Origin of the sequence: Corynebacterium sp. c3Ub_189 (assembly GCF_039907195.1) — a bacterium.
Taxonomy (GTDB): domain Bacteria; phylum Actinomycetota; class Actinomycetes; order Mycobacteriales; family Mycobacteriaceae; genus Corynebacterium.
Window position 1 is genome coordinate 133,918 of the sequence record NZ_JASBOF010000002.1, and the last position, 22,890, is coordinate 156,807.

Sequence of the window (22,890 nt, forward strand, 5' to 3'; positions counted from 1 at the left end):
AACTAGCCCCGAACGTGTCCCTCATCACCCTAAGATTTTGGTCCCTACCTGCACGAACCTCTACTGTTAATCCCGTTCAGCTTCGCTTCCGCACAAAGGAGGACTTCGTGGCTTCGCAGCCCAAGCATCCAGTAGATATCGTCCCACCCGCCCCCAAACTAGCTGCCTTGGGTTTACAGCATGTGCTGGCGTTTTATGCCGGCGCAGTCATCGTCCCGCTGCTTATTGCCGGCTCGCTCAATCTGGATGCGGAAACCACCATCCACCTCATTAATGCGGATCTGTTGACCTGTGGCATAGCGACGATCATTCAATCCCTGGGCGTCGGCAAGCGCATTGGCGTGCGCCTGCCCATCGTGCAGGGCGTGACTACAACGGCCGTCTCCCCGATTATTGCCATTGGCTTGGGCGCGACCGACGGCGCGGGCGGGGTGGCCTCGCTGCCAACCATTTATGGCGCCATTATTGTCGCCGGCCTTTTTACCTTCTTTGCGGCGCCGGTCTTTGGCAAGGTGCTGCGCTTCTTCCCGCCGGTGGTCACCGGCTCGGTTCTACTGGTCATGGGTACGTCGCTGCTTGGGGTGTCGGCCAATGACTTTGTCAATTACGCCGAGGGCGTGCCGGCCACCCGCGACTTGCTCTATGGCTTTGGCACGCTCGCAGTCATCATCTTGGTGCAGCGTTTTTCCTCCGGCTTCCTGGGTACCCTGGCCGTGCTCATCGGCCTAGTCTTAGGCACTGGCGTGGCGCTCGTGCTTGGCGACGCCTCCTTTGACGAGGTCTCCTCCGCCCCCGCCCTCGGCATTACTACCCCGTTCTACTTCGGTATGCCGAAGTTTGACCTGGTAGCGATTTTCTCGCTCATCATCGTCATGATCATCACCATGGTGGAGACCACCGGTGACGTCTTTGCCACCGGTGAGATTGTAAAAAAGCGCATCCGCCGCGATGATGTCGTGCGTGCCATTCGCGCCGATGGTCTGTCCACCCTGGTGGGCGGCGTGATGAACTCCTTCCCCTATACCTGCTTTGCCCAAAACGTTGGCCTGGTGCGCCTGACCAGCGTGAAGTCGCGCTGGGTGGCCGTTGCCGCCGCCGGGTTCATGATGGTGCTGGGCATTTTGCCTAAGGCCGGCGCGGTCGTGGCCTCCATCCCCTCCCCCGTTCTCGGCGGCGCCTCCCTGGCACTTTTTGCCAACGTGGCGTGGGTGGGCCTGCAGACCATCGCCAAGGCCGATCTTTCCGATGGCCGCAACTCCGTCATCGTCACCTCCGCGCTGGGCTTGGCCATGCTGGTGACCTTCAAACCGGATATCGCCACCGCCTTCCCGGAGTGGGCGCAAACCTTCGTCTCTTCTGGCATGTCCATCGGCGCCATTACCGCCATCGTGCTCAACCTTTTGTTCTTCCACACAGGGGGCAAGCAGGGAACGCAGGTGTCTCGGGCCGTCGGCAAGAGCGTGAGCTTGCAGCAGCTCAATGCCGCCTCCCGCGAGGAATTCGTCTCCGCGCTGCGCCCTCTGTTTAATAACGAGACTTGGCCGCTGGAGCTGGCGTGGGAGTCGCGGCCCTTCGGCGATGTTAATGAACTGCGCGCGGCCATTCAGGTGGCCGTGCTAACCGCGGATGATTCCCGCCGCGCCGCCCTCATCCACGATTACCCGGCCATGGATAAGCTGCTGCTTGCCGACGCCGACGAGGCCGCCACCATCTCCGCCGACCGCGGCTCCCTCGGTCTGACCGACCTGGATGACGTGCAGACCGAGCGCATCACCGAGCTTTCCGCCGCCTACCGCGAGCGCTTTGATATGCCGTTTGTGGCCTATTTGGATACCAATGACACCGTCGACCGCGTCATTGATGCCGGCGTGCGCCGCCTGGCCAACTCCCCGGAGCAGGAGTACCGCACCGCGCTGGGCGAAATCGTAGAAATTGCCAACGACCGCTTCGATATCCTGCTGGCCGATGCCAACCCAGTCCGCTCCTCGTGGGACCGCAAGTTCACCGAGGTGGACTAGTTAGCGAAAGGAAAAGTCCACTTCGGCCTCTGGGTCCACGCCGGAAATAATGCCGGTGTAGAACTGCTTGGCCTGGGATTGGAGGACATCGCGATTATCGGCGATGTCCTCTTTCTTTTTGTCCTCATTGAGGATTTTAGTGATGGTTTCCGCCTTATCGATATCCGGGGTAATCCAGCTCAGCGCGCCGTTGTCCTCCACCGCGGTTTCGAAATTCTCATCCGAGTGCCCGATGAAAATGAACTCCGGGATCTCCACGCGGAAGTGGTGCGGGGATTCTTCTTCCACTCGCACCTGGGAACCTTCGATGCCGAGCTTCGCGCGGTAGGAGTACTTGATGTACTGGGTGCGCTCGCTGCCCGGGACCTGCCAATTCCACAGCTTGCTGGTGGCGGATTCCTCCGATAGGCCCTCGATACCCAGCGAGACGAGCACCACCTGCTCTTCGCGCTCCACGGCCTTGATGACCTTGGTATTACTCGATTCGGTCTCCACCTCCACCGGTTCCCGTACCTGCCAAATGAACACCGCGGCGGCAGCCACGGTGGCAATGAGAATGACGGCGATAAGGGTGGAAAGCAGCTTTTTCATGATGACCATCTTAGGACGACTATGCGGGCGGTGATATGCGAAAGCGCCGCCGACTCTGCGAGCCGACGGCGCCGATTGTGCGCCCGGTGAGACTTGAACTCACACGTCATAAGACACTAGAACCTAAATCTAGCGCGTCTGCCAATTCCGCCACGGGCGCGGGGGACTTGCCATAGTGTACACGGCACGCCGTCAATCCAGAAACCAGGGGTGTTCTGTTTTCCGGCCGCTGGTGGGTAGGGTGGAACGCGTGAGCACTCAAGAGGAAAAGAAGAACAAGCGCATGCAGGTGCGGTGGTGGCACATCCTCCTCATCGCGTTTTTCGTCGTGCTCTTCCTATTCCTGGCCTATTGGCAATGGACGCGCTTCCGCTCCGGCTCGGGCACCTTCCAAAACTTGGGCTATGCCTTCCAGTGGCCACTGTTCGCCGTGTTCGTGGTCTACGCCTATCGCACCACGCTGCGCTATGAAAACGAGCGCCTCGCGGCCGAGGAAGAAGCCCGCGACATGGATAGCACCGTCACTGAGGCCCCGGCTGAATCCCCCGCTCAGCCGCAGGCGGAAACCAAAATCGATGATGATTTCCTGCCCCAGCGGCCGCAGATAGATGTGGAAACGTTTAACGCCATGAATACCCCGCGCCGCCGGCGCGGCGAGAATGAAGAAAGCTGATTATGACCAATAAAGTTCACCCCGCCCGCCAGGCCCGTATCCGCGGCCCCTTGAAGTTTTTCTCCATCGCGGCCACCGTGACCGGTGTCTTCCTGATTATCCTGGTCATCCGCATGGTCTGCCAATACCTCATCGGCATGGAGATCCCAGAGTGGGCCACCTATATCGCGATCGTGCACGGCATCGCGTACATGACCTACCTGCTGTCCATCCTCATCCTCGGCCCGCGCGCCCTGTGGCCGGTGGGCAAGCTCTTTACCACCGCCCTTGCCGGCGTGGTGCCCTTCCTGTCCTTCTGGATGGAGCACAAACGCCGCAAGGAGATTAAGGAGGAGTTCCAGCTTTAGGAACTGCGAACCAGCTCCGCGATGGCGGGGACCAGTTGACTTAGAGCGCGGCCGCGATGCGAGACCGCGTTCTTTTCTTCTGGGGACATCTCCGCAGCCGACCGGGACTCGCCTTCTGGCTGAAAGAGCGGGTCATAGCCAAAGCCGTTGTCCCCGCGCGGCTCGCGCAGGAAGCTGCCCTCCCAGCGGCCCTCGGCCACGTGCTCGGTGCCATCGGGAGTCACGAGCGCGCAGACGGAGACGAAAGCGGCGGCGCGGCGCTCATCGGGGACATCGGCCATCTGCGCCAAGACCAGGTCATTATTGGCCTGGTCATTGCCGTGCTGTCCGGACCAGCGGGCGGAAAGCACGCCGGGCATGCCGTTGAGCTCTTCGATGGCTAGGCCGGAATCATCCGCGACGGTAGCAAAGCCGGTCGCAGCCGCGCCGGCGCGGGCCTTGATGAGCGCGTTATCGGCAAAGGTGCGGCCATCTTCTACCGGCTCTGGGTAGGGTTCCACGGCGGAAAGCGGGCGCAGCTCGACGCCCTCGATACCGGCATCGGCCAGGATGCGCTCGAGCTCGGCGAGCTTCTTCGGATTATTGGACGCGACGAGAATTACCACCCCAGCGCCGCCTTCTGTGCGGCGATGAGCTCACGGCAGCCCTTCTGCGCTACGTCTAGCATCTCGTTGAGCTCCTCGCGGCCAAAGAGTCCGTGCTCACCGGTGCCCTGGATTTCTACGAAGTCGCCGGATTCTTGCATTACTACGTTGAGATCGACCTCGGCGCGGGAGTCTTCCTCATAGGGCAGGTCGAGGCAGATTTCGCCATCAATGATGCCAACCGAGACCGCAGCGATGGGATCGAGCAGCGGCTCGCCGGGGACAACGCCCTCGGCCTTGAGGTGTGCGATGGCGTCGGCAAGCGCAACATAGGCGCCGGTGATAGAGGCAGTGCGGGTGCCGCCATCGGCCTGGAGGACGTCACAGTCGAGCTGGATGGTGTTCTCGCCCAGCTCCTCCAGGTCCACCGCGGCGCGCAGGGAGCGGCCGACGAGGCGGGAAATCTCATGGGTGCGGCCCTTGACCTTGCCCTTCATGGATTCGCGCGGCATGCGGTCATGGGTCGCGGAAGGCAGCATGGCGTACTCGGCGGTAAGCCAGCCTTCGCCCGAATCGCGCTTGAAGCGCGGCACGCCATATTCCACGGATGCGGTGCACATGACGCGGGTATTGCCAAACTCCACCAGCACCGAGCCGGCCGGGTTGGTGGTGAAATTGCGGGTAATGCGGACGCTGCGCATCTGGTCCAGCGCGCGCCCATCGGCACGAGTAAATTCAGTCATGCCGTCCAGCGTATCTTAGAACTCCATCCCCGCGGCGCCGAGGACAATCTCGCCGTCGAATTCGGAGCGGGCTGCCTCCAAAGTAGCTTGCGCATCGCCCCACGGTTGAATGTGGATGAGCACCAGCTTGCTCACACCCGCCTCGCGCGCCGCCCTACCGGCTTCCGCGCCCGACATGTGCATGTCCGGCGCCTTACCCTCAGAGGTCTCGCCCCAGGCCGCCTCGCAGAGGAAGATATCGGCGCCACGGGCGGCTTCGACAAGCGCGGGCGTATACGAAGAGTCACCGGAATAGGTAATAGTCTGGCCCGTCTTCGTGTGCTCCACGCGCAAGGCATAGGCCTCTACCGGGTGGTTTACCGCGAAGGGGGTGATATAGACGTCATCTACCAGCTGGCGCTCGCCCGGCTCCCAGGCACTAAAGGCGAAGGTATCGGACATGTCATCGATGCCATCGACCTCATCGGAGGACAGGCGGCCCAGGTGCGTGGGCGTAGCCTTCGGCCCGAAGCACATATTGCGCGAAGCCGCCGGCGCCGTGGGATGGAAGCGGCGCCACACCATCAAGGAAGGAAAATCAAGGCAGTGATCGGCGTGGAGGTGGCTAAAGGCCACGTGCGCATCACAAGGATCCTGCTGCTGTTCCAGCTGCGCCAAGGTGCCAGGGCCCATGTCGAGGACGATGGACGGCGCATTATCGAAGGACAGCAAATAGCCGGAGGCGGGATTTTGGGCGGTGGGGACGCTACCGGAGCAGCCTAGGATGGTCAGCTTCATGGGCTCAATAGTTCCATGAAATCACCCCGCATGCGTATTCAACGTGCAAACGGGGGAGAAATTCCACTTCCTTATGCAATCTGGGGGCCGAGAAAGCGCCTGGCAAGGCGGGCAAAAGCCTCCGGATCTCCGGTGGATTCAAAAGTGTGGACCGGCTGATTCTCTGCGGGGGCCAACATATCCGTTTCCGTGAGGATCCGCATCACATCCTTGGTGGTCTCCTCCGAAGAGGTCACCAGCGAGACATTATCTCCCATCGCCAGCTGGATGATCCCAGTCAACAGCGGATAATGCGTACAGCCTAGAACCAGCGTGTCTACCCCTTGTTCCTGCAGCGGGGCCAGGTAGCCCTCGGCAACGCCGAGGATCTGGCGACCGGCGGTAATGCCGCGCTCGACAAAGGGAACAAAATCCGGGCAGGCGGTGGCAAAGGCCTGCACCTTGGGGTTGAGCGCGAAGAGATCCTGATAGGCACCGGATTTGACGGTGCCTTCAGTGCCGATGACGCCGATTTTTCCGTTGCGCGTGGTGGACATGGCGCGGCGCACCGCAGGCCGGATGACTTCCACGATGGGAATATCGTAGCGCTCGCGCGCATCGTGCAAGAAGGCGGCGGTGGCGGTATTGCAGGCAATGACCAACATCTTGCAGCCACGCTCCACCAGCCGATCGGCCACGTCTTGAGAAAAGGCGCGGACTTCAGAGATGGGCCGCGGGCCATAAGGGCTGTGAGCGGTATCGCCGGTATAAATGACGGATTCGTGCGGCAGCTGTTCCATCACCGCGCGGGCCACGGTGAGCCCGCCCACGCCGGAATCAAAAATGCCGATGGGAGAGGTTGCAGTTGGCATTAACGCTTCACTGCCTTAACTGGGTCGTCCGAGGTAATGGTCATGCCGGCAAGGATTCCGCCGATGGCGCCGAAGAGGTGGCCCTGCCAGCTCACGCCCTCGTAGACGGGCAACACGCCCCATACCAAGCCGGAGTAAGCGAAGCCGAGCACGATGCCCAAGATGGTCTGGAGGAGTGAGCGGTTAAAAATTCCGCGCACAATCAGATATGCCAGCCAGCCATAGACCAAGCTGGAGGCACCGATATGCGAGGTACCGGGACCGCCGATAAACCAGGTTCCGAGGCCAGCCACCAGCGTGGTAATCAGCGTGACCTCCCACCAGGCCTTGCGGCCGGAAAGACCGATGAGGAAGCAAAAGATGGCGCCGGGCACCGAGTTAGACATCAAGTGCTCAAAGTTCGCGTGGAGCAGTGGAGCGGAAAAAATCCCCCAAATTCCGTTGAAATCTAACGGGCGGATGCCGTAATTGGATAGCTGGCCGCCAAAGAGGAAGGCGTTGACAATATGGACTGCCCACTCCACGACAAGGAAGCCAAAGGCTATGGAAAAGCCGGTGGTGATGCGGCCGCTGCGGGTGTAATTCTTGGAATCGCCGCGATTGACCGGCCCCGAGGGCGCCGGCCGGTAGTTAGATATTCCGCCTGAAGTCATAATGCGCTTTATCTTAGTCCAGCAGATCGCGGTACGCGCTCAAGCCTAGGCCGGGATCGGCGGCGGTAACCGCGTTGGCGATAGCCTCCTCCACGGCATCGGCGGCCGCGGCGCATAGCTGGGTGATCTCCTGCGTGCTGAGTTCAGCTGGGCGCTGCGCGGTCGACAAGGCAAAGATGGTGTCGCCGTCTAGCGGTGAATGGGCAGGCCGCACCGCACGAGCGATGCCGTCGTGGGCAGTCATTGCCAGTCGTTGGGCTTGGGCGGTGGTTACGGGGGCGTCGGTAAGCACGGCGCCGATGGTGGTATTGAGCTTGGACTCCGCTGGGTGCGGCAAGGCGCGGTAGGCGGCAGCATTGACCGGAGTGCGACCCGGCGCGCCGTACAGCCGGCCGGACTGCGGATCGATGACCTCGCCTACGGGATTGGCGACCATCGCGGCGGAGACCTCATACTCACCCACTCGGCGCGAAGCGAGGCCAAACCCGCCGCGCAGCTTGCCAGCGGTAGCCCCCACGCCGGCTCCCACCGACCCCATGGATTCATCGTTGCCCGCAAGGGCAGCTCGCAGCGCGGCTGCGCCTTCTTTCGGCCCAGGGCGGGAAGGCCCGACCAAGAGGTCAAAGATGACGGCTCCGGGGACGATGGGCACGCGCGGGCCAGGCTTATCCTCGCCAAAGACAGGGAAGCCAATCCCCTCGTGCGCCAGCTCATTCATTACGCCGTCGGCAGCCGCCAAGCCAAAGGCGGAACCGCCCGCCAACACCACGGCGTGGACGCGCTCGACCGTATTATGCGGCTGCAAAAGGTCTGTTTCGCGGGTGCCAGGGCCGCCGCCGCGCACGTCGACGCTGCCGAGCGCGCCACCCGGCCCGCAGTAGAGCACCGTGACTCCAGTATCGGCACCGCTATAGTGCCCGATGCTCATGCCGTCTAGCATTAGTCCATCAGCACCTGCAGCAGCGAATCTTGGCAGAAAGCCAACCATTCCACGAGGCTGTCGCGGTCCAACATCAGGTTTTCATCGGAAACATCGCCTGCCGCAACATAGAGGCGCAAATCATTAAGGCCGGCAACAAAGGCTTGGGCCTCCTGCTCACTGATGGTGACCTCTACCCCGCCGGTGGGGCCAAGGGCCGAACCGATGACCTGAAGGTTTTCTAGCTTGGCGCGCGCAATGTCATTCTCGTGCAGCGAGCGCAGCAAAGAAGCATCGCCTTCGTATTCCTCATCGCCGGGCATCTCAAAGTCCGGAAAGAGACGGGCCAGAGAGGGATCGTCCGGGGCTTCGGTGTGGCCGGTAGGCATGTCCAGCATCTCTGCTAGCTCATCCTTAGGTGCGGACTGCGCGCGCCCGATGATCGCCTCGGAGACGGTAGCGGTGAGATCACCTAATACCTCGCGCTCCATTGGCTCAAAAACGGCCGTTATCTTCGGCGCGCGCATGAGGGACTTCTTTTTCTTCCACGGTTGCATATATTTAACCTGCCTGCTGCATCGTTGCCCACAGACCCGCGATCTGGAGCTTTTTCACGTCTGCCTCAATTTTGTCGCGCTCGCCGCTGGAGACGGCAGCCTTGCCCTCAGTATGGACCTGCATCATGAGTTCATTGGCTCGCTTCTTGTCATATCCCAAAACGGTTTGGAATACGTAAGACACGTAGCTCATTAGGTTGACTGGGTCATCCCACACGATGCACATCCACGGGAGGTTCTCACTCGTGGCCACATCTACGTCGAGTTCTTCATCCAATTCGGGCGTAGCCATAGGAGAGCTCATGCGGACTACGGGAAATTGCGCCTTCATGCTTTCTAGCCTAACCACTTTTGGGGATTTATTGTGGGCCAGCCCAATCTAGCTGCGGACAATCTAGGCCCAAAGAATCTAAACCTCTGAAAAACACCTAGTCAGTGGGTATTATCACTCCCGTGAATGACAAAGCTATTCCTAATGATCGCTCCACTGCTCTACTGACGGATAAATACGAGCTCACTATGCTCCAGGCCGCGCTGCGAGACGGCTCGGCAAACCGCCAGGTCACCTGCGAGGTATTCGGCCGCCGTCTGCCCAATGAGCGCCGCTACGGCGTGGTTGCCGGCACCGAGCGGGTCCTGCGTGCGGTGGAGGATTTTCGCTTTTCAGCCAATCAGCTAGCAGAGATGGACTTCCTGGATGACAAAACCAAGGAATACCTGCGTCACTACCGCTTTTCCGGGCAGATTGACGGCTACCGCGAGGGTGAGCTTTATTTCCCCAACTCCCCCATCCTGACGGTGCGCGGCACCTTTGGGGAGTGCTTGGTTTTGGAGACCGTCATCCTGTCCATCATGAACGCCGATTCCGCAGTGGCTTCGGCTGCTTCCCGCATGGTCACGGCTGCCGATGGCCGCCCGATTATCGAGATGGGCTCGCGCCGCACCCACGAGTATGCGGCGGTAACCGCCGCCCGCGCAGCCTACCTGGCTGGCTTCGAAGCCACCTCCAATTTGGAGGCTGGCTACCGCTACGGTATTCCGGTCTCCGGCACTGCCGCGCACTCTTGGACCTTGGCGCATACCAACCCGGATGGTACCCCGAATGAAGAGGCCGCCTTCCGCTCCCAGATCGACACGCTGGGTGTAGAGACCACCCTGCTGGTCGATACCTATGACATCACCAAGGGCGTAGAAACCGCAGTGAAAGTAGGTGGCCCGCAGCTAGGTGGGGTCCGCATAGATTCCGGTGACTTGGGCGCCGTCACCCGCCGCGTACGCAAGCAGCTGGATGATTTGGGCAACCACAATACCAATATCGTGGTCTCCTCTGACCTCGATGAGTTTGCCATCGCTGGCCTGCGCGGCGATCCTGTCGATGTCTACGGCGTCGGCACGTCCGTGGTCACCGGCTCCGGCGCGCCTACAGCCGGCATGGTCTACAAGGTAGTGGAGGTAGATGGCATCCCAGTGGCCAAGCGCTCTACTTCCAAGCAATCCGTCGGCGGTGCCAAGCGCGCGCTACGCACCTACCGTTCCTCCGGCGTCGCCGTGGAGGAAATCGTCTACCCCTTTGAGGCACCGGCGCCGGATACCGGCCAGCTCGAGACCCGCGAGATGACCATTCCGCTCATGCGCGATGGCCACATCGTCGACGGACTGCCGGATCTGCATGCCTCCCGCGAGTATCTGGATCAGGCCCGCAAGACTCTGCCATGGGAAGGCCTGGCGCTCTCGCGCGATGAGGCGGCCGTACCCACGCGGATGGTGGGCTTTAAAAAGTAGGCCGCTAGACTGTGTGGGGTGAGTGAGCACGCAGATGAGCCCCTAAACCTCGACACGGAAACGCTGCTGGGCAAGGCCGTTGACGCGCTGGGCGGCAGCCGGCGCGAAGGCCAGGTGCGCATGGCCACCGCCGTCTCGGCTGCGCTCGAAAAGGAGCGCCACCTGGCAGTGCAGGCCGGTACCGGTACCGGTAAATCCTTGGCCTACTTGGTCCCGGCTATCCGGCATGCGATGAACTCGGGGTCCACCGTCATCGTCTCTACCGCTACCCTAGCCTTGCAGCGCCAGCTGGTGGAGCGCGATCTGCCGCGGCTTACTGAGGCGCTCGCCCCTGTAATGGAGCGTACGCCCACCTTCGCCATCATGAAGGGACGCAATAACTACCTGTGCATGAATAAGATTGCGGCTACCCCGGATGATCCGGAAGCACTTATCGACGAATCCGAGATCTCCCACCGCGGCAAGGCCGTGCGCCGTATCCACGAGTGGGCGCAGGAAACTGACACTGGTGACCGCGATGATCTAGAGCCGGGCGTGCCGGACGTGGTGTGGCGGGCGGTATCGGTAACCTCCAACGAGTGCTTGGGCGCTTCGCGCTGCCCGCACGGGCCGGATTGCTTTGCGGAAGAGGCTCGCAGGGCGGCTGCCGACGTCGATATCGTGGTCACCAACCACGCCATGCTCGCCATCGACGCGGTTTCTGAGGCAAATATTTTGCCGGAGCACGACGTCGCTATTATCGATGAGGCCCACGAGCTCGACGGCCGCATCACCTCGGTGTCCACAGCGGAGATTACTACCCGCGCCATCAAGATGGCCGCGAACCGCGCGAAGTCGCTGGGCAATGCCGGCAGCCTCGCGGACTTGGCCGAAGAATTTGATGACCTGATGAAAATCCAAGAGCCAGGCCGCTGGACGGACTTAGATGAAACCGCACAGGGCCACTTGCGCGCGCTTGCCGACGAATTCCTGCGCGTTAAGTCCCTCATTTCTCGCGCACCAGAAGGCGAAGCCACCGACGATCCGGAGAAAAACGCCGAGCGCCAAAACTTGAGCAACCACTTCTCCGACCTCGCGCAAGCCGTAGCGCGCATGCTGGAGGTCTTCGCCACCGATGACCCGGCCAAGCAAGATGACGTCGTCTGGCTCGAGCGCGATCCCCGCAGCGACGCCGAGACCCTCGCCGTGGCGCCCCTATCCATCGCCCACATGCTGCGCGAGAACCTCTTTGGGGAGCAGACGGTGGTGCTGACCTCGGCCACCCTCGCCCTCGGCGGCCGCTTCGATGCCATGGCCGCGCAGTGGGGCATGCCGAGCGGCACCTACGACACCTTGGACGCGGGCACGCCTTTCGACCCAGCCAAATCCGGCATCCTGTACACCGCCAAACACCTACCCGCGCCGGGCCGCGATGGCCTGCCCAAAGAAACCATCGATGAGGTCTACGAGCTCATTATGGCCGCCGGCGGGCGCACGCTTGGTCTGTTCTCCTCCCGCCGCGCCGCGGAAGAGGCGGCCACCGCCCTCAAGCCGCGCATCCCCTTTGACCTCTTCGTGCAAGGCGAGGATTCCATCGGCGCACTGGTAGAAAAATTCTCCCAGAAGGAAAACTCCTGCCTCTTCGGCACACTTACCCTGTGGCAAGGCGTGGACGTGCCGGGGCCGGCCTGTTCGCTGGTCATCATCGACCGCATTCCGTTCCCCCGGCCGGACGATCCCCTGATGCAGGCGCGCGCCCAGGCAGCCGATGCTGCGGGCCGCTCCGGGTTCATGGAGGTTTCCGCCAACCACGCCGCCTTGCTCATGGCACAGGGCGCAGGCCGCCTGCTGCGCCACGTGACCGACCGCGGAGTGGTGGCCGTGCTCGATAACCGCTTGGAGTATAAGCGCTACGGCAGCTTCCTCAAGGCCTCCATGCCGCGCTTTTGGCAAACCACCGACCCGGATACGGTGCGCGGCGCGCTTAAGCGATTAGTCGCCGCAGGGCGCACACGGTAGCCGAGTCCGGCGCAATCTCTGTAAAGCCGGCGTCTACGATGATCACGGCGCCGTCCTGCGCACAGGCGGTGCGAAAATCTTTTCCGGACACCTCACGAACCGAAAGCTTAAAACCGGTGTCGGCCCAGGCACGGGCCTCTCCCACCGACATCGCCGCGGCGAGCATCATCGAACCGTGGCCCACCTGCGCTGCGGCCTTGCCCGCAGACATGTCGAGGCTGCGGTCGACGTAGATAACGGGGGCATCGCCAAGCGGGGCTCCCGGCTCATCATAAGCAAGGTCAGTGTGACCGATTTGCAGCTTGCCGATGAGCGGATCCACCTCCCCCACAGCCGAAGGCGCGAAGGCCCGGGCACGGTCCGCCACGGTCACGCCGGGCAGGCTCTGCACATCGCGCCAGGCCTTATTGCGGGCCCGGCGGGCGATCTTGCGGATGCGGTGGCCGTACCACTGGTCCAGGGCGTGGGCGAAGGCCCCGTCCTCCCCCGCGCGCTCGTCCAAGCACACGGCCACAACGGCGCTGGCGGCCGCCTCCAGCACCTCCGTGCGCGCCGGCGGCTCCTGCTTTGGCAGGTTAAGCGCAATCTGCATCGCTTGGATGGTGGAGGGCTCGTCAGGGTTTTCTGGGTCATCGCGCCACGAGCGCGAGTCACAAGCTTCTACCAAGCGCTGGTGGGCGATTTCAAACTTATCCACGCACAACCTCCTCGGCCGGGATTCCCAAAATCTGTAGTACTTCATCCAGCCGCCGGTGATTTACCGAGGTATCCGCCACTTCTTGCAGCGCCGGCTTAGCGTTAAAGGCGATGCCCAGTCCCGCGGCGATAATCATATCAATGTCATTGGCACCATCGCCCACGGCGACCGTCTGGCGCATGCCTACCCCGGAATCTGCGGCGAATTCCCGCAGGAATTCCTCCTTGGCCTTGCGATTAACCACCTTGCCGGTTACGCGGCCGGTGAGCTTGCCATCGGCGATTTCCAAGGTATTGGCGCGGACGTAATCTAATTGCATTTCTGCGGCTAGTCCCTCCAGGACTTGAATGAAGCCACCGGAGACCACAGCGGTGCGATAACCGATGCGGTTGAGCGTGGCAATAGTCTCGCGGGCGCCGGGGGTCAGCTGAATCTCGCGGGCTACCTCATCAATGATGGAAGCATCCAGGCCGGCCAAAACGGCCACGCGCTCACGCAGGGACTCCTCAAAGTCCAATTCGCCGCGCATAGCCCGGGCCGTGATTTCGGCAACCTCTTCCTCCTTGCCGGCGTGCGCGGCCAGCATCTCGATGACCTCGCCTTGAATGAGGGTGCTATCGCAGTCGAAGCAAACGAGACGCTTGGAACGCCGGCCCAGACCCGCCGGCTCGATGGCAATGTCGATGCCAATCTGCTGTGCGAGCTCTGCTAGCGCCTGGCGAACGGGTGCCGCGGAACCTTGGAGGGACAAGAAAAGCTCCAGCCCGGTCAGCGGAGAAGTGGAAAGCCCGCGGATGCGATCGATATTGGCATCGAAATTGGCCAATACGCGGGCGACCTCCTCTACGTGGTGGGCGGTTACTTCCGTTCCCATGAGGACCACCGCATGCGTGGAGCGAGCTCGCGCGCTAGATTCCTCCTCCCGCACGTCCACGGATACCTGCTGCCCGTAGATGCTCAAGGTATTGCGCAAACCTTGTTCAATCTGCTCGGCGCGCGTACGGGGAATGCGGGTATGGGCAGCGAGGGTGATGCGGCCGGAAAAGATGGCCTGTTCGACGTCGACAAGCGCGGCGCTATAAGACGCCAACACGCGGAAAAAGGCCGCCGAGACCCCGGGCTTGTCCGGCCCAGTGGTGGTAATGACGGCATAGGTATCAGCTTGGGTACTCACGCCGCCCATTATCGCACGTAGGGCAAATAAGATACGCCAAAGCCGCCTCCCACGGCCTTTGGCGGGCTGGGAGGCGGCTTAAGTCAGGAGTGCTTTAGCGAGTTATATCGCTTTAGTGGCTACCCACGTGTGCTTCTTCGCGCATGCGCTGAACCATGTGTGGGTAGTGCAGCTCGAAGGCCGGACGCTCGGAGCGGATACGCGGCAGCGACACGAAGTTGTGACGCGGCGGCGGGCAGGAGGTTGCCCACTCGAGGGAGTTGCCGTAGCCCCATGGGTCATCCACGGTGACGATCTCGCCGTAGCGCCAGGACTTGAATACGTTCCACACCAGCGGGATAACGGAAGCGCCGAGAACGAAGGAGAAGATGGTGGAAATCTGGTTGAAGACCGTGAAGCCATCGGACTCCAGGTAGTCAGCGTAGCGACGCGGCATACCCATGTTGCCGACCCAGTGCTGAACCAGGAAGGTGCCGTGGAAGCCGATGAAGGTCAACCAGAAGTGAATCTTGCCCAGACGCTCGTCCAGCATGCGGCCGGTCATCTTCGGGAACCAGAAGTACAGGCCGGCGAAGGCGGAGAATACAACCGTACCGAACAGGGTGTAGTGGAAGTGTGCAATCAGGAAGTAGGACTCAGCCAGTTGGAAGTCCAGGGCCGGGGATGCCAGCATAACGCCGGTCATGCCGCCGAACAGGAAGGTAGTCATGAAGCCCATGGCGAAGATCATCGGGGTATCCCAGGTGATATGGCCCTTCCACATGGTGCCCACCCAGTTGAAGAACTTAACGCCGGTTGGAACCGCAATCAGGAACGTCATGAAGGAGAAGAACGGCAGCAGGATAGCGCCGGTGACGAACATGTGGTGTGCCCACACAGCCATGGACAGGGAGCCGATGGCCAGCAGTGCGAAGACCAGGCCGATGTAGCCGAAGACCGGCTTGCGGGAGAAGACCGGAACGACCTCAGAGATAACGCCGAAGAATGGCAGTGCCAAGACGTAGACCTCAGGGTGGCCGAAGAACCAGAACAGGTGCTGCCACAGGATGGCGCCACCATTAGCGGAATCGTAGATGTGGCCGCCCAGCTTGCGGTCATACAGAACGCCCAGTGCCGCAGCGGTCAGCAGTGGGAAAATCATGAGCACGATGGCGGATGCGGTAAACACAGCCCAGCTGAAGACCGGCAGACGGAACATGGTCATGCCCGGTGCGCGCAGGGTCAGGATGGTCGTAATCATGTTGATAGCGGAGGCAATGGTACCGACACCGGTAGCGCCCACGCCGACAATCCACATATCCGCGCCGATGCCCGGGGTGTGGACACCATCAGCCAGCGGCATGTACATGGTCCAGCCGAAGTCAGCCGCACCACCTGGGGTAACGAAGCCCAACAGCATGACGATGCCGCCCAGCAGGGTAACCCAGAAGCCGAAGGCATTCAGACGCGGGAAGGCCACGTCCGGCGCACCAATCTGCAGCGGCAGGATGTAGTTACCAAAGCCCCACACGACTGGGGTCGCAAACAGCAGCAGCATCACGGTGCCGTGCATGGTGAACAGCTGGTTGAACTGCTCATTGGACAAGAACTGGAGACCCGGGGTGAACAGCTCCGCGCGGATCAACAGTGCCATAAAGCCACCGAGGAAGAAGAAGCTGAAGGACATGATCAAGTACATGATGCCCAGCTGCTTGTGGTCGGTGGTGGTTAGAAATACCCAAGCCTTTGAACCGGTCTTCGCGTTACCGGTTGGCTCTGGACGTGTGGGGGCGACGTAATCGTCGACCCGTGGCGCCACAGCGGTCATAAAATCCTCCTGAATAACAAAGTGTCTGTGGACAGACTCCACCTACACCTAGGTTTACTCGCCTTATATTAGGCCATTTTCCCCTGTTCTTTCCAGCTTCCCCCAATACTCGGATGCGAAGACACGCCTCACCATTGACCACATCTGCCACATTGCCCCTGCACGTGGCGCGGCCACTATTTCCACCTACGGTTTTCGCCAGAAATACACCGTGCTATATGTCACAGCCGCGCCGAATTGTGCGGCCCCAAAACGCAAAAACACACCCCCGCTCGTTATCAACCTTTCGGTTGAGTTCGAGCAGAAGGTGTGCTGCAAGACCACGCTGATCAGCGGGAATGCTTAGAAATCCCAGTCATCATCCGTGGTGTCCTCAGCCTTGCCGATGACATAGGACGAACCCGAACCAGAGAAGAAGTCATGGTTCTCATCGGCATTTGGCGACAACGAGGACAAGATAGCCGGGGAAACGCGGGTCTCATCGGCTGGGAAGAGCCCCTCAAAGCCCAAGTTATTCAGTGCCTTATTGGCGTTGTACCGCAGGAAGCGCTTAACGTCCTCGGTCCAGCCCAGGTCATCGTAGAGATCCTCGGTGTAGTCGATCTCATTGTCATAGAGGTCATAGACCAAGTCGAAGGTGTATTCCTTCAGCTCTGCCTGGTGCTCTTCATCCAGCTGCTTATACGCCTGCTGGAACTTATAACCAATGTAGTAACCATGCACAGCCTCATCGCGGATGATCAGGCGGATGATATCGGCGGTGTTGGTGAGCTTCGCACGGGAGGAGAAGTACATCGGCAGGTAGAAGCCGGAGTAGAACAGGAAGGACTCCAGCAGCGTGGACGCCACCTTCTTCTTCAGCGGATCATCGCCCTTGTAGTAGGACAAGATGATCTTGGCCTTCTTCTGCAGGTTCTCGTTTTCTTCGGACCAGCGGAAGGCATCGTTGATCATCGGCGTGGACGCCAGGGTCATAAAGATATTGGAATAGGACTTGGCGTGCACGGACTCCATGAAGGCGATATTGGTGTAGACCGCTTCCTCATGCAGAGTCTGGGAATCCGGAAGGAGGGAAATCGCACCCACGGTGCCCTGGATGGTATCCAGCAGCGTCAGGCCGGTAAAGACCCGCATGGTGGTTTCCTTTTCCTTCTCCGTCAGCGTCTTCCAGCTAGGCAGGTCATTGGAGACGGGGACCTTTTCCGGCAGCCAGAAATTACCGGTGAGGCGATCCCATACCTCGAGGTCCTTTTCATCCGGGATGCTATTCCAGTTAATGGCCTTAACTGGCTTTTCATGACTAGAAACGTAGTCATCATACTCGTGCGACACGCGGCGTCACTCCAATACTCAAAACGGACACTTTTAGCTCCCCAGCATACCCAATTCGCCCGCCCTCTAAATCATTGTGGTGGATGCCTCATGCCTATACTGATCCCAGCTATTCCGAGTGCCTGCACAGAGAGGATTCCCCCACCATGAGCGCTACCCCTCCCCTACTCGGTTCCGTGGTGGATCAACTCGGCGCGGATATAGTACGCGGAGACCTCGCGGAGGGCGAGCGGTTCCGGCTGGGGGACGTCGAAAAGCGCTTTGGCATCTCCCGCACCGTGGCCCGCGAGGCCATGCGTGCCTTGGAGCATCTCGGCATGGTGAGCTCTGGGCGCCGCGTGGGCCTCACGGTGCTACCGATGGAGAAGTGGGCGGTATATGACCCAGCGATCATTGCCTGGCGCTTAGACAACGATAAAACGTGCGGGCAGCAAGTGGCCCGGCTCAACGAGCTAAGGCTTGGCATCGAACCGGTGGCCGCGCGTCTGGCTGCCGGCAACGCCACCGCCCAGCAGCGGGCGGAATTGCTGCGCCTCGCCGCGCGATTGGCCGAGCTGGAATCCACCCCGTCTCCGCGCGTAGGCGAAGAATTGGAAACCGATCTGCGCTTCCACACCCTCATCCTGCGGGCCTCCGGCAATGAAATGCTCGCCGCGCTCGCCCCCTCCCTAGTGGCGATGCTCAAGGGCAAGTCCGTCTTCGGCTCCCGCAAACGCGACCCCATCAGCGGCACCACACAGCTGCACATGGAACTGGCCCGCGCCATTGATGCCGGGCTTGCCGACGCCGCCGAAGAAACCTCCCGCACCATTCTCGACCGCACTAGGGCCGAAAACGGCTAAACGCCTCGATGCACGTCCTTCCCCGCGACGTGCAGCGAGGCGCCCTACCTGCGGTTTAGAGCATGCAGGATACGCAGCCCTCGACCTCGGTACCTTCCAGCGCCATCTGGCGCAGGCGGATGTAGTACAAGGTCTTAATGCCCTTGCGCCACGCATAAATCTGCGCGCGGTTGACCTCACGAGTGGTCGCGGTGTCCTTGAAGAAGAGCGTGAGCGATAGGCCCTGGTCCACATACTTGGTGGCTACGGCATAAGTATCGACGATTTTCTCGTAGCCGATTTCATAGGAGTCCTTGAAGTACTCCAGGTTGTCATTATCCATGTGCGGCGCCGGGTAGTAGACGCGGCCGATCTTGCCTTCCTTGCGGATCTCAATCTTGGAGGCAATCGGGTGGATGGACGAGGTGGAGTTATTGATATAGGAAATCGAGCCCGTCGGCGGCACCGCCTGCAGGTTGCGGTTGTATAGGCCGTACTTGGCCACGTCCTGCTTCAAATCCTCCCAGTCCTGGGCGGACGGGGTGTGGATCGAAGAGGCGTCGAAAAGCTCCTGCACCTTCTTGGTCTTCGGCTTGAACTCTTCCGGATCGTAGCGGTCAAAGAATTCGCCGGAGGCATACTCGGACTGCGGGAACTCCGTGAAGTACTCGCCGCGCTCGCGGGCGATCTTATTGGAGGCGCGCAGCGCCGCATACAGCACGGCCGCAAAGTAGGCGTTGGTGAAGTCCAGGCCCTCTTCCGAGCCGTACTCGATATGCTCGCGGCCCAAGTAACCGTGCAGATTCATCTGGCCCAGGCCAATGGCGTGGGACTCGTCATTACCACGGCGCACGGACGGCACGGAATCGATGGAGGTCTTATCCGCCACGGCGGTCAGGCCACGAATGGCGGTTTCCACCGTATTGGCGAAGTCCGGCGAATCCATGGTCATTGCGATATTCAGGGAACCCAAGTTGCAGGAAATATCGCTGCCCAGCTCCTCGTAGGTCAGGTCCGCGTTGAATTCGGATGCGGAGTTGACCTGCAGGATTTCCGAGCACAGGTTGGACATGTTGATCCACGAGGTCTTCACCGGGTTCGCGCGGTTTACGGTGTCCTCGAACATGATGTACGGGTAACCGGACTCGAACTGCAGCTCGGCCACGGTCTGGAAGAAGTGGCGGGCGTTGATCTTCTTCTTGCGGATGCGTGGGTCTTCCACCATCTCTTCGTAGTGCTCGGTGACGGAGATGTCACCGAAGGCCTTGCCATAGACGCGCTCGACGTCATACGGCGAGAAGAGGTACATATCATCATTGCGCTTAGCCAGCTCAAAGGTGATATCCGGCACGACGATGCCCAGCGAGAGGGTCTTAATGCGGATCTTTTCATCCGCGTTCTCGCGCTTGGTATCCAGGAAGTTCATGATGTCCGGGTGGTGCGCGTTGAGGTAGACCGCGCCGGCACCCTGGCGGGCACCGAGCTGATTGGCGTAGGAGAAGGAATCCTCCAGCAGCTTCATCACGGGGATGACGCCGGAAGACTGGTTCTCAATGTGCTTAATTGGTGCACCGGACTCGCGGATATTAGACAGCAGGAGGGCCACGCCGCCGCCGCGCTTGGAAAGCTGCAGCGCGGAGTTGATGGAGCGGCCGATGGACTCCATGTTGTCCTCGATGCGCAGCAGGAAGCAGGAGACGAGCTCGCCGCGCTGGGCCTTGCCGGCGTTGAGGAAGGTCGGGGTAGCCGGCTGGAAGCGGCCGGTCATGATCTCGTCTACGAGGTGCTCGGCCAAGCCTGCGTCGCCGTCCGCCAAGAACAGGGCCGTCATGGACACGCGGTCCTCAAAGCGCTCGAGGTAGCGGCGGCCATCAAAGGTCTTCAGCGTGTAGCTGGTGTAGTACTTATACGCACCCAGGAAGGACTTGAAGCGGAACTTATAGGAATAAGCGCGCTTGAATAGCTCCTTAATAAAGGAGAAATCATACTGCTCAATGACCTGCGGGTCGTAGTACTTGTTATTAATCAGGTAATCGATCTTTTCTTCCAGATCATGGAAGTAGACCGTGTTTTGATTAACGTGCTGCAGGAAGAATTGGTTAGCGGCCTCGCGGTCCTTTTCAAACTGAATCTTGCCATTAGCATCGTAGAGATTCAGCATCGCGTTCAGAGCGTGGTAATCCAATTGCTCTTCTGGCTTTACTGGCTCGGCGACGGTCTTCCCCAATTGCGTACTCACAGCTGACAAGGCCTTTCTTAAAAATCAGGATCTTTATTTAAGTCGTGGTAGGCGCTAGGCCGCGGCCTCGAGCCCAAGCTCGGCGGCGTTAGCCAATAAGCCTTCACGACAAATTTTTATATCGTCTTCGTTTCCCAGCAACTCGAAACGATACACATAGGGCACTTTACATTTGGCGCTGATGACGTCACCAGCCTTGCCAAAGTCGGCACCAAAATTGCTATTGCCACCCGCGATTACCGCGCGAATGAGGCTGCGGTTGTGCTCATCTTTGAGGAACTTAATAACCTGCTTTGGCACGGGCCGGGAGTTTTGGTGGCTGATGGAAGCGCCCCCGCCATAGGTGGGGCACACCAAGACATAAGGTTCGTTGACCTTGAGGAGCTCCTCCGTGCGGCGCAGCGGAATGCGCGCGCTGGGAAAGCCCAGTTTCTGCACGAACCGGTGCGTATTTTCCGTCGCGGAGGAAAAATACACGACCAACATGGCTACTGGCCTCCCCTACCTCTTAGGCGGATGCCGCTACGGAAGCCAAGCCCTTGATACGGTCAGGGCGGAAACCGGACCAGTGCTCGCCATTAGCCTCAACTACCGGGGCCTGAACGTAGCCCAGTGCCATGACGTAGTCACGGGCTTCATCATCAACAGAAATATCGACCAAGTTGTAATCGAGACCGGCGCGGTCGAGGGCCTTCTTGGTGGCATTGCACTGGACGCATGCTGGCTTGGTGTAAACGGTGATAGACATATAGATCCTTAAAGCTCCTGCATTGAAAAATTCGTCAGAGCGGGGCGCGTTTTCCCGCCTATGCGGGCGCTTCCTGCGCCGCTCTGAGCAACATCAACGACACTATACTTTGGGGGAAATGCCCGCAACTAACACAATATGTAGTAGTTACAGCCGTGGTATTCCCAGGATGGCACACCCCCAGGCCCCACATGTTGTCCACACCTACGGACAGCCATGAAACTACACCAATGGAATTCCTGCAGGTTTACCTGGAGTTCACCATTTTATGTGTCAAAGTTCACATTTTAGGGCTGGCATGTCACCTTAAGAGCCGACTGTCGAAGGCTCACCAGAGGCACAGGTCGCCGGGTCCGGCCCCTCCCCCGGGGCACGCTTTAGCCCAAAAATGACCTGACTCAACACCGTCCGGTCGGTCGGCAGCTTGTCGTGACGAGGGGCCACGCCGCAGACTTCGCCAAGGTCGAGGTTGACCACATCGGCGCCGTCAACGGCCGCCAGCTGCGAGGAACTATTCGGAGTTACCGTCATATCCGCCGGCGAGTAGATGGAGGTGTAGAGCACACCTGGCGCGGTGTCCGGCAAGGCGTTCAGCCGTTGCATAAACTCCGACCCCACTACCTGTTGGGTGCCGGCCGTGCTAGCCAAGAAGGCGGCGAGGCGGGGCGCGAAGGCAATGATTTTAGAGAGCGCCTCCCCCTGCCCATTGAGCGTGGTGCCGTGGAAGTTACCACCCAGCGCCACTGCATGGGACACATGGTCCGCCCCATCGTGCATCTGTGTATAGGTCTTGATGTGCATACCACCCTGGGAATGGCCCACCAAGTTCACTTTCTCCGCGCCAGTGACCTCGCGTACATAGTCCACCTGGTCTGCAATTTCCGCAGCAGAATCATCCAAGTCAGCAATTGCCTTGACGCTCGGAATCATATTCTGCAAGGTGACATCATCGGCGCCGTAGTCAAAGGCCCACACGCACGCCCCCTGATCTTGCAGGAGATGAACCAAGTTTCCCCACACGGAAGCATTATTCGAGGTTCCATGCAGCAACACAACGGGCTCAGTGATGTCCCCTGAAGGCACACAGGACGGGTCATTGATACCAAGGGACTCCGGCGCAGAGGATTCCCACTGTGGCTCTGCAGCATGCGCCACTGGGGCAGACAATCCGAGTGCGGCGGCAGTGAGCGCGGCAACGATTCGCTGGGACATTATTCTTCTTTCTCACGGCATGGATAGACAAAATAATTATATTCATACATTTGTCTTTATGTTCACTTGGATTTAAAAGAATTTATCCTTTGTGCCGGAGCTCACGCATGAAAAAATCCGCCCCACTCCGGGAGTCCGGAGGGAGCGGATGGAATCGCGTCTCAATTAGCCCTGACGAGCCTTGAAACGGGGATCCTTCTTGTTGATCACGAAGACCTTACCGTGGCGGCGAATAACCTGGGCGCCCGGCTTCTTCTTCAGCGACCGAAGGGACTTACGGACCTTCATCGGGCGCTCCTTTCGTTATGCGCAATCTACATGCGGTTGAATAAGTAAAGCACGGACTGGGAATCCCCAGCCATGACAC

The 22,890-nt window shown here is 60.2% G+C and carries 24 protein-coding genes and 1 tRNA gene; 6 read left to right on the plus strand and 19 right to left on the minus strand.

All coding sequences use genetic code 11. The annotated features are described in order from the left end of the window. Positions 1-107 precede the first annotated feature (107 nt). Complete coding sequence (locus QKD99_RS01940; RefSeq protein WP_284768747.1) at positions 108-2,018, plus strand: solute carrier family 23 protein; 1,911 nt, start codon at positions 108-110, stop codon at positions 2,016-2,018. On the opposite strand, the gene QKD99_RS01945 is transcribed toward QKD99_RS01940, so the two are convergent. Together QKD99_RS01945 and QKD99_RS01950 are read right to left on the minus strand one after the other, a co-directional pair. Beyond that, complete coding sequence (locus QKD99_RS01945) at positions 2,019-2,609, minus strand: hypothetical protein (RefSeq protein WP_284844168.1); 591 nt, start codon at positions 2,607-2,609, stop codon at positions 2,019-2,021. Between the two features lie 78 nt (positions 2,610-2,687). Continuing rightward, positions 2,688-2,769, minus strand: a tRNA-Leu gene (locus tag QKD99_RS01950). A gap of 123 nt (positions 2,770-2,892) precedes the next feature. Between QKD99_RS01950 and QKD99_RS01955 the strand changes: the two genes are divergently transcribed. Further along, positions 2,893-3,282: a hypothetical protein gene (locus QKD99_RS01955; RefSeq protein WP_347950583.1), complete on the plus strand. Its 390-nt coding sequence runs from the start codon at positions 2,893-2,895 to the stop codon at positions 3,280-3,282. 2 nt (positions 3,283-3,284) lie between these two features. Next, complete coding sequence (locus QKD99_RS01960) at positions 3,285-3,629, plus strand: DUF3817 domain-containing protein (RefSeq protein WP_204611086.1); 345 nt, start codon at positions 3,285-3,287, stop codon at positions 3,627-3,629. On the opposite strand, the gene rdgB is transcribed toward QKD99_RS01960, so the two are convergent. From rdgB to clpS, 8 genes are all read right to left on the minus strand, one after another. Next, positions 3,626-4,234 carry an RdgB/HAM1 family non-canonical purine NTP pyrophosphatase gene (gene rdgB / locus QKD99_RS01965; protein WP_284844167.1) on the minus strand — a complete coding sequence of 203 codons (609 nt, stop codon included), beginning with the start codon at positions 4,232-4,234 and terminating at the stop codon, positions 3,626-3,628. The genes QKD99_RS01960 and rdgB overlap by 4 nt on opposite strands. Next, positions 4,228-4,956 (minus strand): ribonuclease PH, encoded by a 729-nt coding sequence (gene rph, locus QKD99_RS01970; protein WP_005323955.1) that lies wholly within the window; start codon positions 4,954-4,956, stop codon positions 4,228-4,230. Before rph ends, rdgB begins: the two co-directional genes overlap by 7 nt. Before the next feature lie 15 nt (positions 4,957-4,971). Further along, positions 4,972-5,733 carry an MBL fold metallo-hydrolase gene (locus QKD99_RS01975; protein WP_269953642.1) on the minus strand — a complete coding sequence of 254 codons (762 nt, stop codon included), beginning with the start codon at positions 5,731-5,733 and terminating at the stop codon, positions 4,972-4,974. A 71-nt stretch (positions 5,734-5,804) separates the two neighbouring features. Next, positions 5,805-6,584: a glutamate racemase gene (gene murI / locus QKD99_RS01980; RefSeq protein WP_049377276.1), complete on the minus strand. Its 780-nt coding sequence runs from the start codon at positions 6,582-6,584 to the stop codon at positions 5,805-5,807. Further along, positions 6,584-7,237, minus strand: coding sequence for a rhomboid family intramembrane serine protease (locus QKD99_RS01985; protein WP_347950568.1), 654 nt, complete (start codon positions 7,235-7,237; stop codon positions 6,584-6,586). Before QKD99_RS01985 ends, murI begins: the two co-directional genes overlap by 1 nt. A gap of 13 nt (positions 7,238-7,250) precedes the next feature. Next, the gene (locus QKD99_RS01990; RefSeq protein WP_284811574.1) at positions 7,251-8,177 is read right to left on the minus strand and encodes a P1 family peptidase; all 927 of its coding nucleotides are present in this window, start codon (positions 8,175-8,177) and stop codon (positions 7,251-7,253) included. After that, positions 8,177-8,713, minus strand: a complete 537-nt coding sequence (locus tag QKD99_RS01995) for a DUF2017 domain-containing protein (RefSeq protein WP_049377279.1) — start codon at positions 8,711-8,713, stop codon at positions 8,177-8,179. The genes QKD99_RS01990 and QKD99_RS01995 overlap by 1 nt, the downstream gene beginning before the upstream one ends. Before the next feature lie 4 nt (positions 8,714-8,717). Further along, entirely contained in the window at positions 8,718-9,044 is a 327-nt protein-coding gene (gene clpS / locus QKD99_RS02000; protein ID WP_005323948.1) for an ATP-dependent Clp protease adapter ClpS, read from the minus strand. A 122-nt stretch (positions 9,045-9,166) separates the two neighbouring features. Between clpS and QKD99_RS02005 the strand changes: the two genes are divergently transcribed. Both QKD99_RS02005 and QKD99_RS02010 read left to right on the plus strand, forming a co-directional pair. After that, positions 9,167-10,495 (plus strand): nicotinate phosphoribosyltransferase, encoded by a 1,329-nt coding sequence (locus tag QKD99_RS02005; protein WP_347950569.1) that lies wholly within the window; start codon positions 9,167-9,169, stop codon positions 10,493-10,495. Between the two features lie 18 nt (positions 10,496-10,513). Further along, entirely contained in the window at positions 10,514-12,493 is a 1,980-nt protein-coding gene (locus QKD99_RS02010) for an ATP-dependent DNA helicase (protein ID WP_347950570.1), read from the plus strand. On the opposite strand, the gene QKD99_RS02015 is transcribed toward QKD99_RS02010, so the two are convergent. The 4 genes from QKD99_RS02015 to nrdF all read right to left on the minus strand — a co-directional run bounded on the left by QKD99_RS02015 (position 12,459) and on the right by nrdF (position 17,503). After that, on the minus strand, positions 12,459-13,190 hold the full coding sequence (locus tag QKD99_RS02015; protein ID WP_284788751.1) for an aminoacyl-tRNA hydrolase: 732 nt from the start codon (positions 13,188-13,190) through the stop codon (positions 12,459-12,461). The genes QKD99_RS02010 and QKD99_RS02015 overlap by 35 nt on opposite strands. Next, positions 13,183-14,373 (minus strand): phosphoserine phosphatase SerB, encoded by a 1,191-nt coding sequence (gene serB, locus QKD99_RS02020; protein WP_347950571.1) that lies wholly within the window; start codon positions 14,371-14,373, stop codon positions 13,183-13,185. The genes QKD99_RS02015 and serB overlap by 8 nt, the downstream gene beginning before the upstream one ends. Before the next feature lie 103 nt (positions 14,374-14,476). Next, positions 14,477-16,171, minus strand: coding sequence for a cytochrome c oxidase subunit I (gene ctaD / locus QKD99_RS02025; RefSeq protein ID WP_198491996.1), 1,695 nt, complete (start codon positions 16,169-16,171; stop codon positions 14,477-14,479). Positions 16,172-16,513: 342 nt separating this feature from the next. Further along, complete coding sequence (gene nrdF / locus QKD99_RS02030) at positions 16,514-17,503, minus strand: class 1b ribonucleoside-diphosphate reductase subunit beta (protein ID WP_005323941.1); 990 nt, start codon at positions 17,501-17,503, stop codon at positions 16,514-16,516. A 146-nt stretch (positions 17,504-17,649) separates the two neighbouring features. On the opposite strand from nrdF, the gene QKD99_RS02035 reads away from it, so the two are divergent. Beyond that, positions 17,650-18,345 (plus strand): FCD domain-containing protein, encoded by a 696-nt coding sequence (locus QKD99_RS02035; protein WP_347950572.1) that lies wholly within the window; start codon positions 17,650-17,652, stop codon positions 18,343-18,345. 55 nt (positions 18,346-18,400) lie between these two features. Here QKD99_RS02035 and nrdE read toward each other — a convergent pair whose 3' ends face one another. From nrdE to ykgO, 5 genes are all read right to left on the minus strand, one after another. Then, positions 18,401-20,563, minus strand: a complete 2,163-nt coding sequence (gene nrdE, locus QKD99_RS02040; protein WP_198491998.1) for a class 1b ribonucleoside-diphosphate reductase subunit alpha — start codon at positions 20,561-20,563, stop codon at positions 18,401-18,403. Positions 20,564-20,617: 54 nt separating this feature from the next. Next, the gene (gene nrdI / locus QKD99_RS02045) at positions 20,618-21,049 is read right to left on the minus strand and encodes a class Ib ribonucleoside-diphosphate reductase assembly flavoprotein NrdI (protein ID WP_150850756.1); all 432 of its coding nucleotides are present in this window, start codon (positions 21,047-21,049) and stop codon (positions 20,618-20,620) included. Between the two features lie 22 nt (positions 21,050-21,071). Next, a complete protein-coding gene (nrdH, locus tag QKD99_RS02050; protein WP_198491999.1) occupies positions 21,072-21,311 on the minus strand; it encodes a glutaredoxin-like protein NrdH in 240 nt (79 codons plus the stop codon). 306 nt (positions 21,312-21,617) lie between these two features. Further along, positions 21,618-22,523, minus strand: a complete 906-nt coding sequence (locus tag QKD99_RS02055) for an alpha/beta fold hydrolase (RefSeq protein ID WP_347950573.1) — start codon at positions 22,521-22,523, stop codon at positions 21,618-21,620. Positions 22,524-22,688: 165 nt separating this feature from the next. Next, complete coding sequence (gene ykgO / locus QKD99_RS02060) at positions 22,689-22,811, minus strand: type B 50S ribosomal protein L36 (protein ID WP_003847162.1); 123 nt, start codon at positions 22,809-22,811, stop codon at positions 22,689-22,691. Positions 22,812-22,890 lie beyond the last annotated feature (79 nt).

Bases quoted from the DNA above. Each gene is read 5' to 3' on its own strand.
- QKD99_RS01945 (WP_284844168.1), bottom strand. From the start codon at position 2,609: ATGAAAAAGCTGCTTTCCACCCTTATCGCCGTCATTCTCATTGCCACC.
- QKD99_RS01955 (WP_347950583.1), top strand. From the start codon at position 2,893: ATGCAGGTGCGGTGGTGGCACATCCTCCTCATCGCGTTTTTCGTCGTG.
- QKD99_RS01960 (WP_204611086.1), top strand. From the start codon at position 3,285: ATGACCAATAAAGTTCACCCCGCCCGCCAGGCCCGTATCCGCGGCCCC.
- rph (WP_005323955.1), bottom strand. From the start codon at position 4,956: ATGACTGAATTTACTCGTGCCGATGGGCGCGCGCTGGACCAGATGCGC.
- QKD99_RS01975 (WP_269953642.1), bottom strand. From the start codon at position 5,733: ATGAAGCTGACCATCCTAGGCTGCTCCGGTAGCGTCCCCACCGCCCAA.
- murI (WP_049377276.1), bottom strand. From the start codon at position 6,584: ATGCCAACTGCAACCTCTCCCATCGGCATTTTTGATTCCGGCGTGGGC.
- QKD99_RS01985 (WP_347950568.1), bottom strand. From the start codon at position 7,237: ATGACTTCAGGCGGAATATCTAACTACCGGCCGGCGCCCTCGGGGCCG.
- QKD99_RS01990 (WP_284811574.1), bottom strand. From the start codon at position 8,177: ATGCTAGACGGCATGAGCATCGGGCACTATAGCGGTGCCGATACTGGA.
- QKD99_RS01995 (WP_049377279.1), bottom strand. From the start codon at position 8,713: ATGCAACCGTGGAAGAAAAAGAAGTCCCTCATGCGCGCGCCGAAGATA.
- clpS (WP_005323948.1), bottom strand. From the start codon at position 9,044: ATGAAGGCGCAATTTCCCGTAGTCCGCATGAGCTCTCCTATGGCTACG.
- serB (WP_347950571.1), bottom strand. From the start codon at position 14,373: ATGGGCGGCGTGAGTACCCAAGCTGATACCTATGCCGTCATTACCACC.
- ctaD (WP_198491996.1), bottom strand. From the start codon at position 16,171: ATGACCGCTGTGGCGCCACGGGTCGACGATTACGTCGCCCCCACACGT.
- QKD99_RS02035 (WP_347950572.1), top strand. From the start codon at position 17,650: ATGAGCGCTACCCCTCCCCTACTCGGTTCCGTGGTGGATCAACTCGGC.
- nrdI (WP_150850756.1), bottom strand. From the start codon at position 21,049: ATGTTGGTCGTGTATTTTTCCTCCGCGACGGAAAATACGCACCGGTTC.
- nrdH (WP_198491999.1), bottom strand. From the start codon at position 21,311: ATGTCTATCACCGTTTACACCAAGCCAGCATGCGTCCAGTGCAATGCC.
- QKD99_RS02055 (WP_347950573.1), bottom strand. From the start codon at position 22,523: ATGTCCCAGCGAATCGTTGCCGCGCTCACTGCCGCCGCACTCGGATTG.
- ykgO (WP_003847162.1), bottom strand. From the start codon at position 22,811: ATGAAGGTCCGTAAGTCCCTTCGGTCGCTGAAGAAGAAGCCGGGCGCC.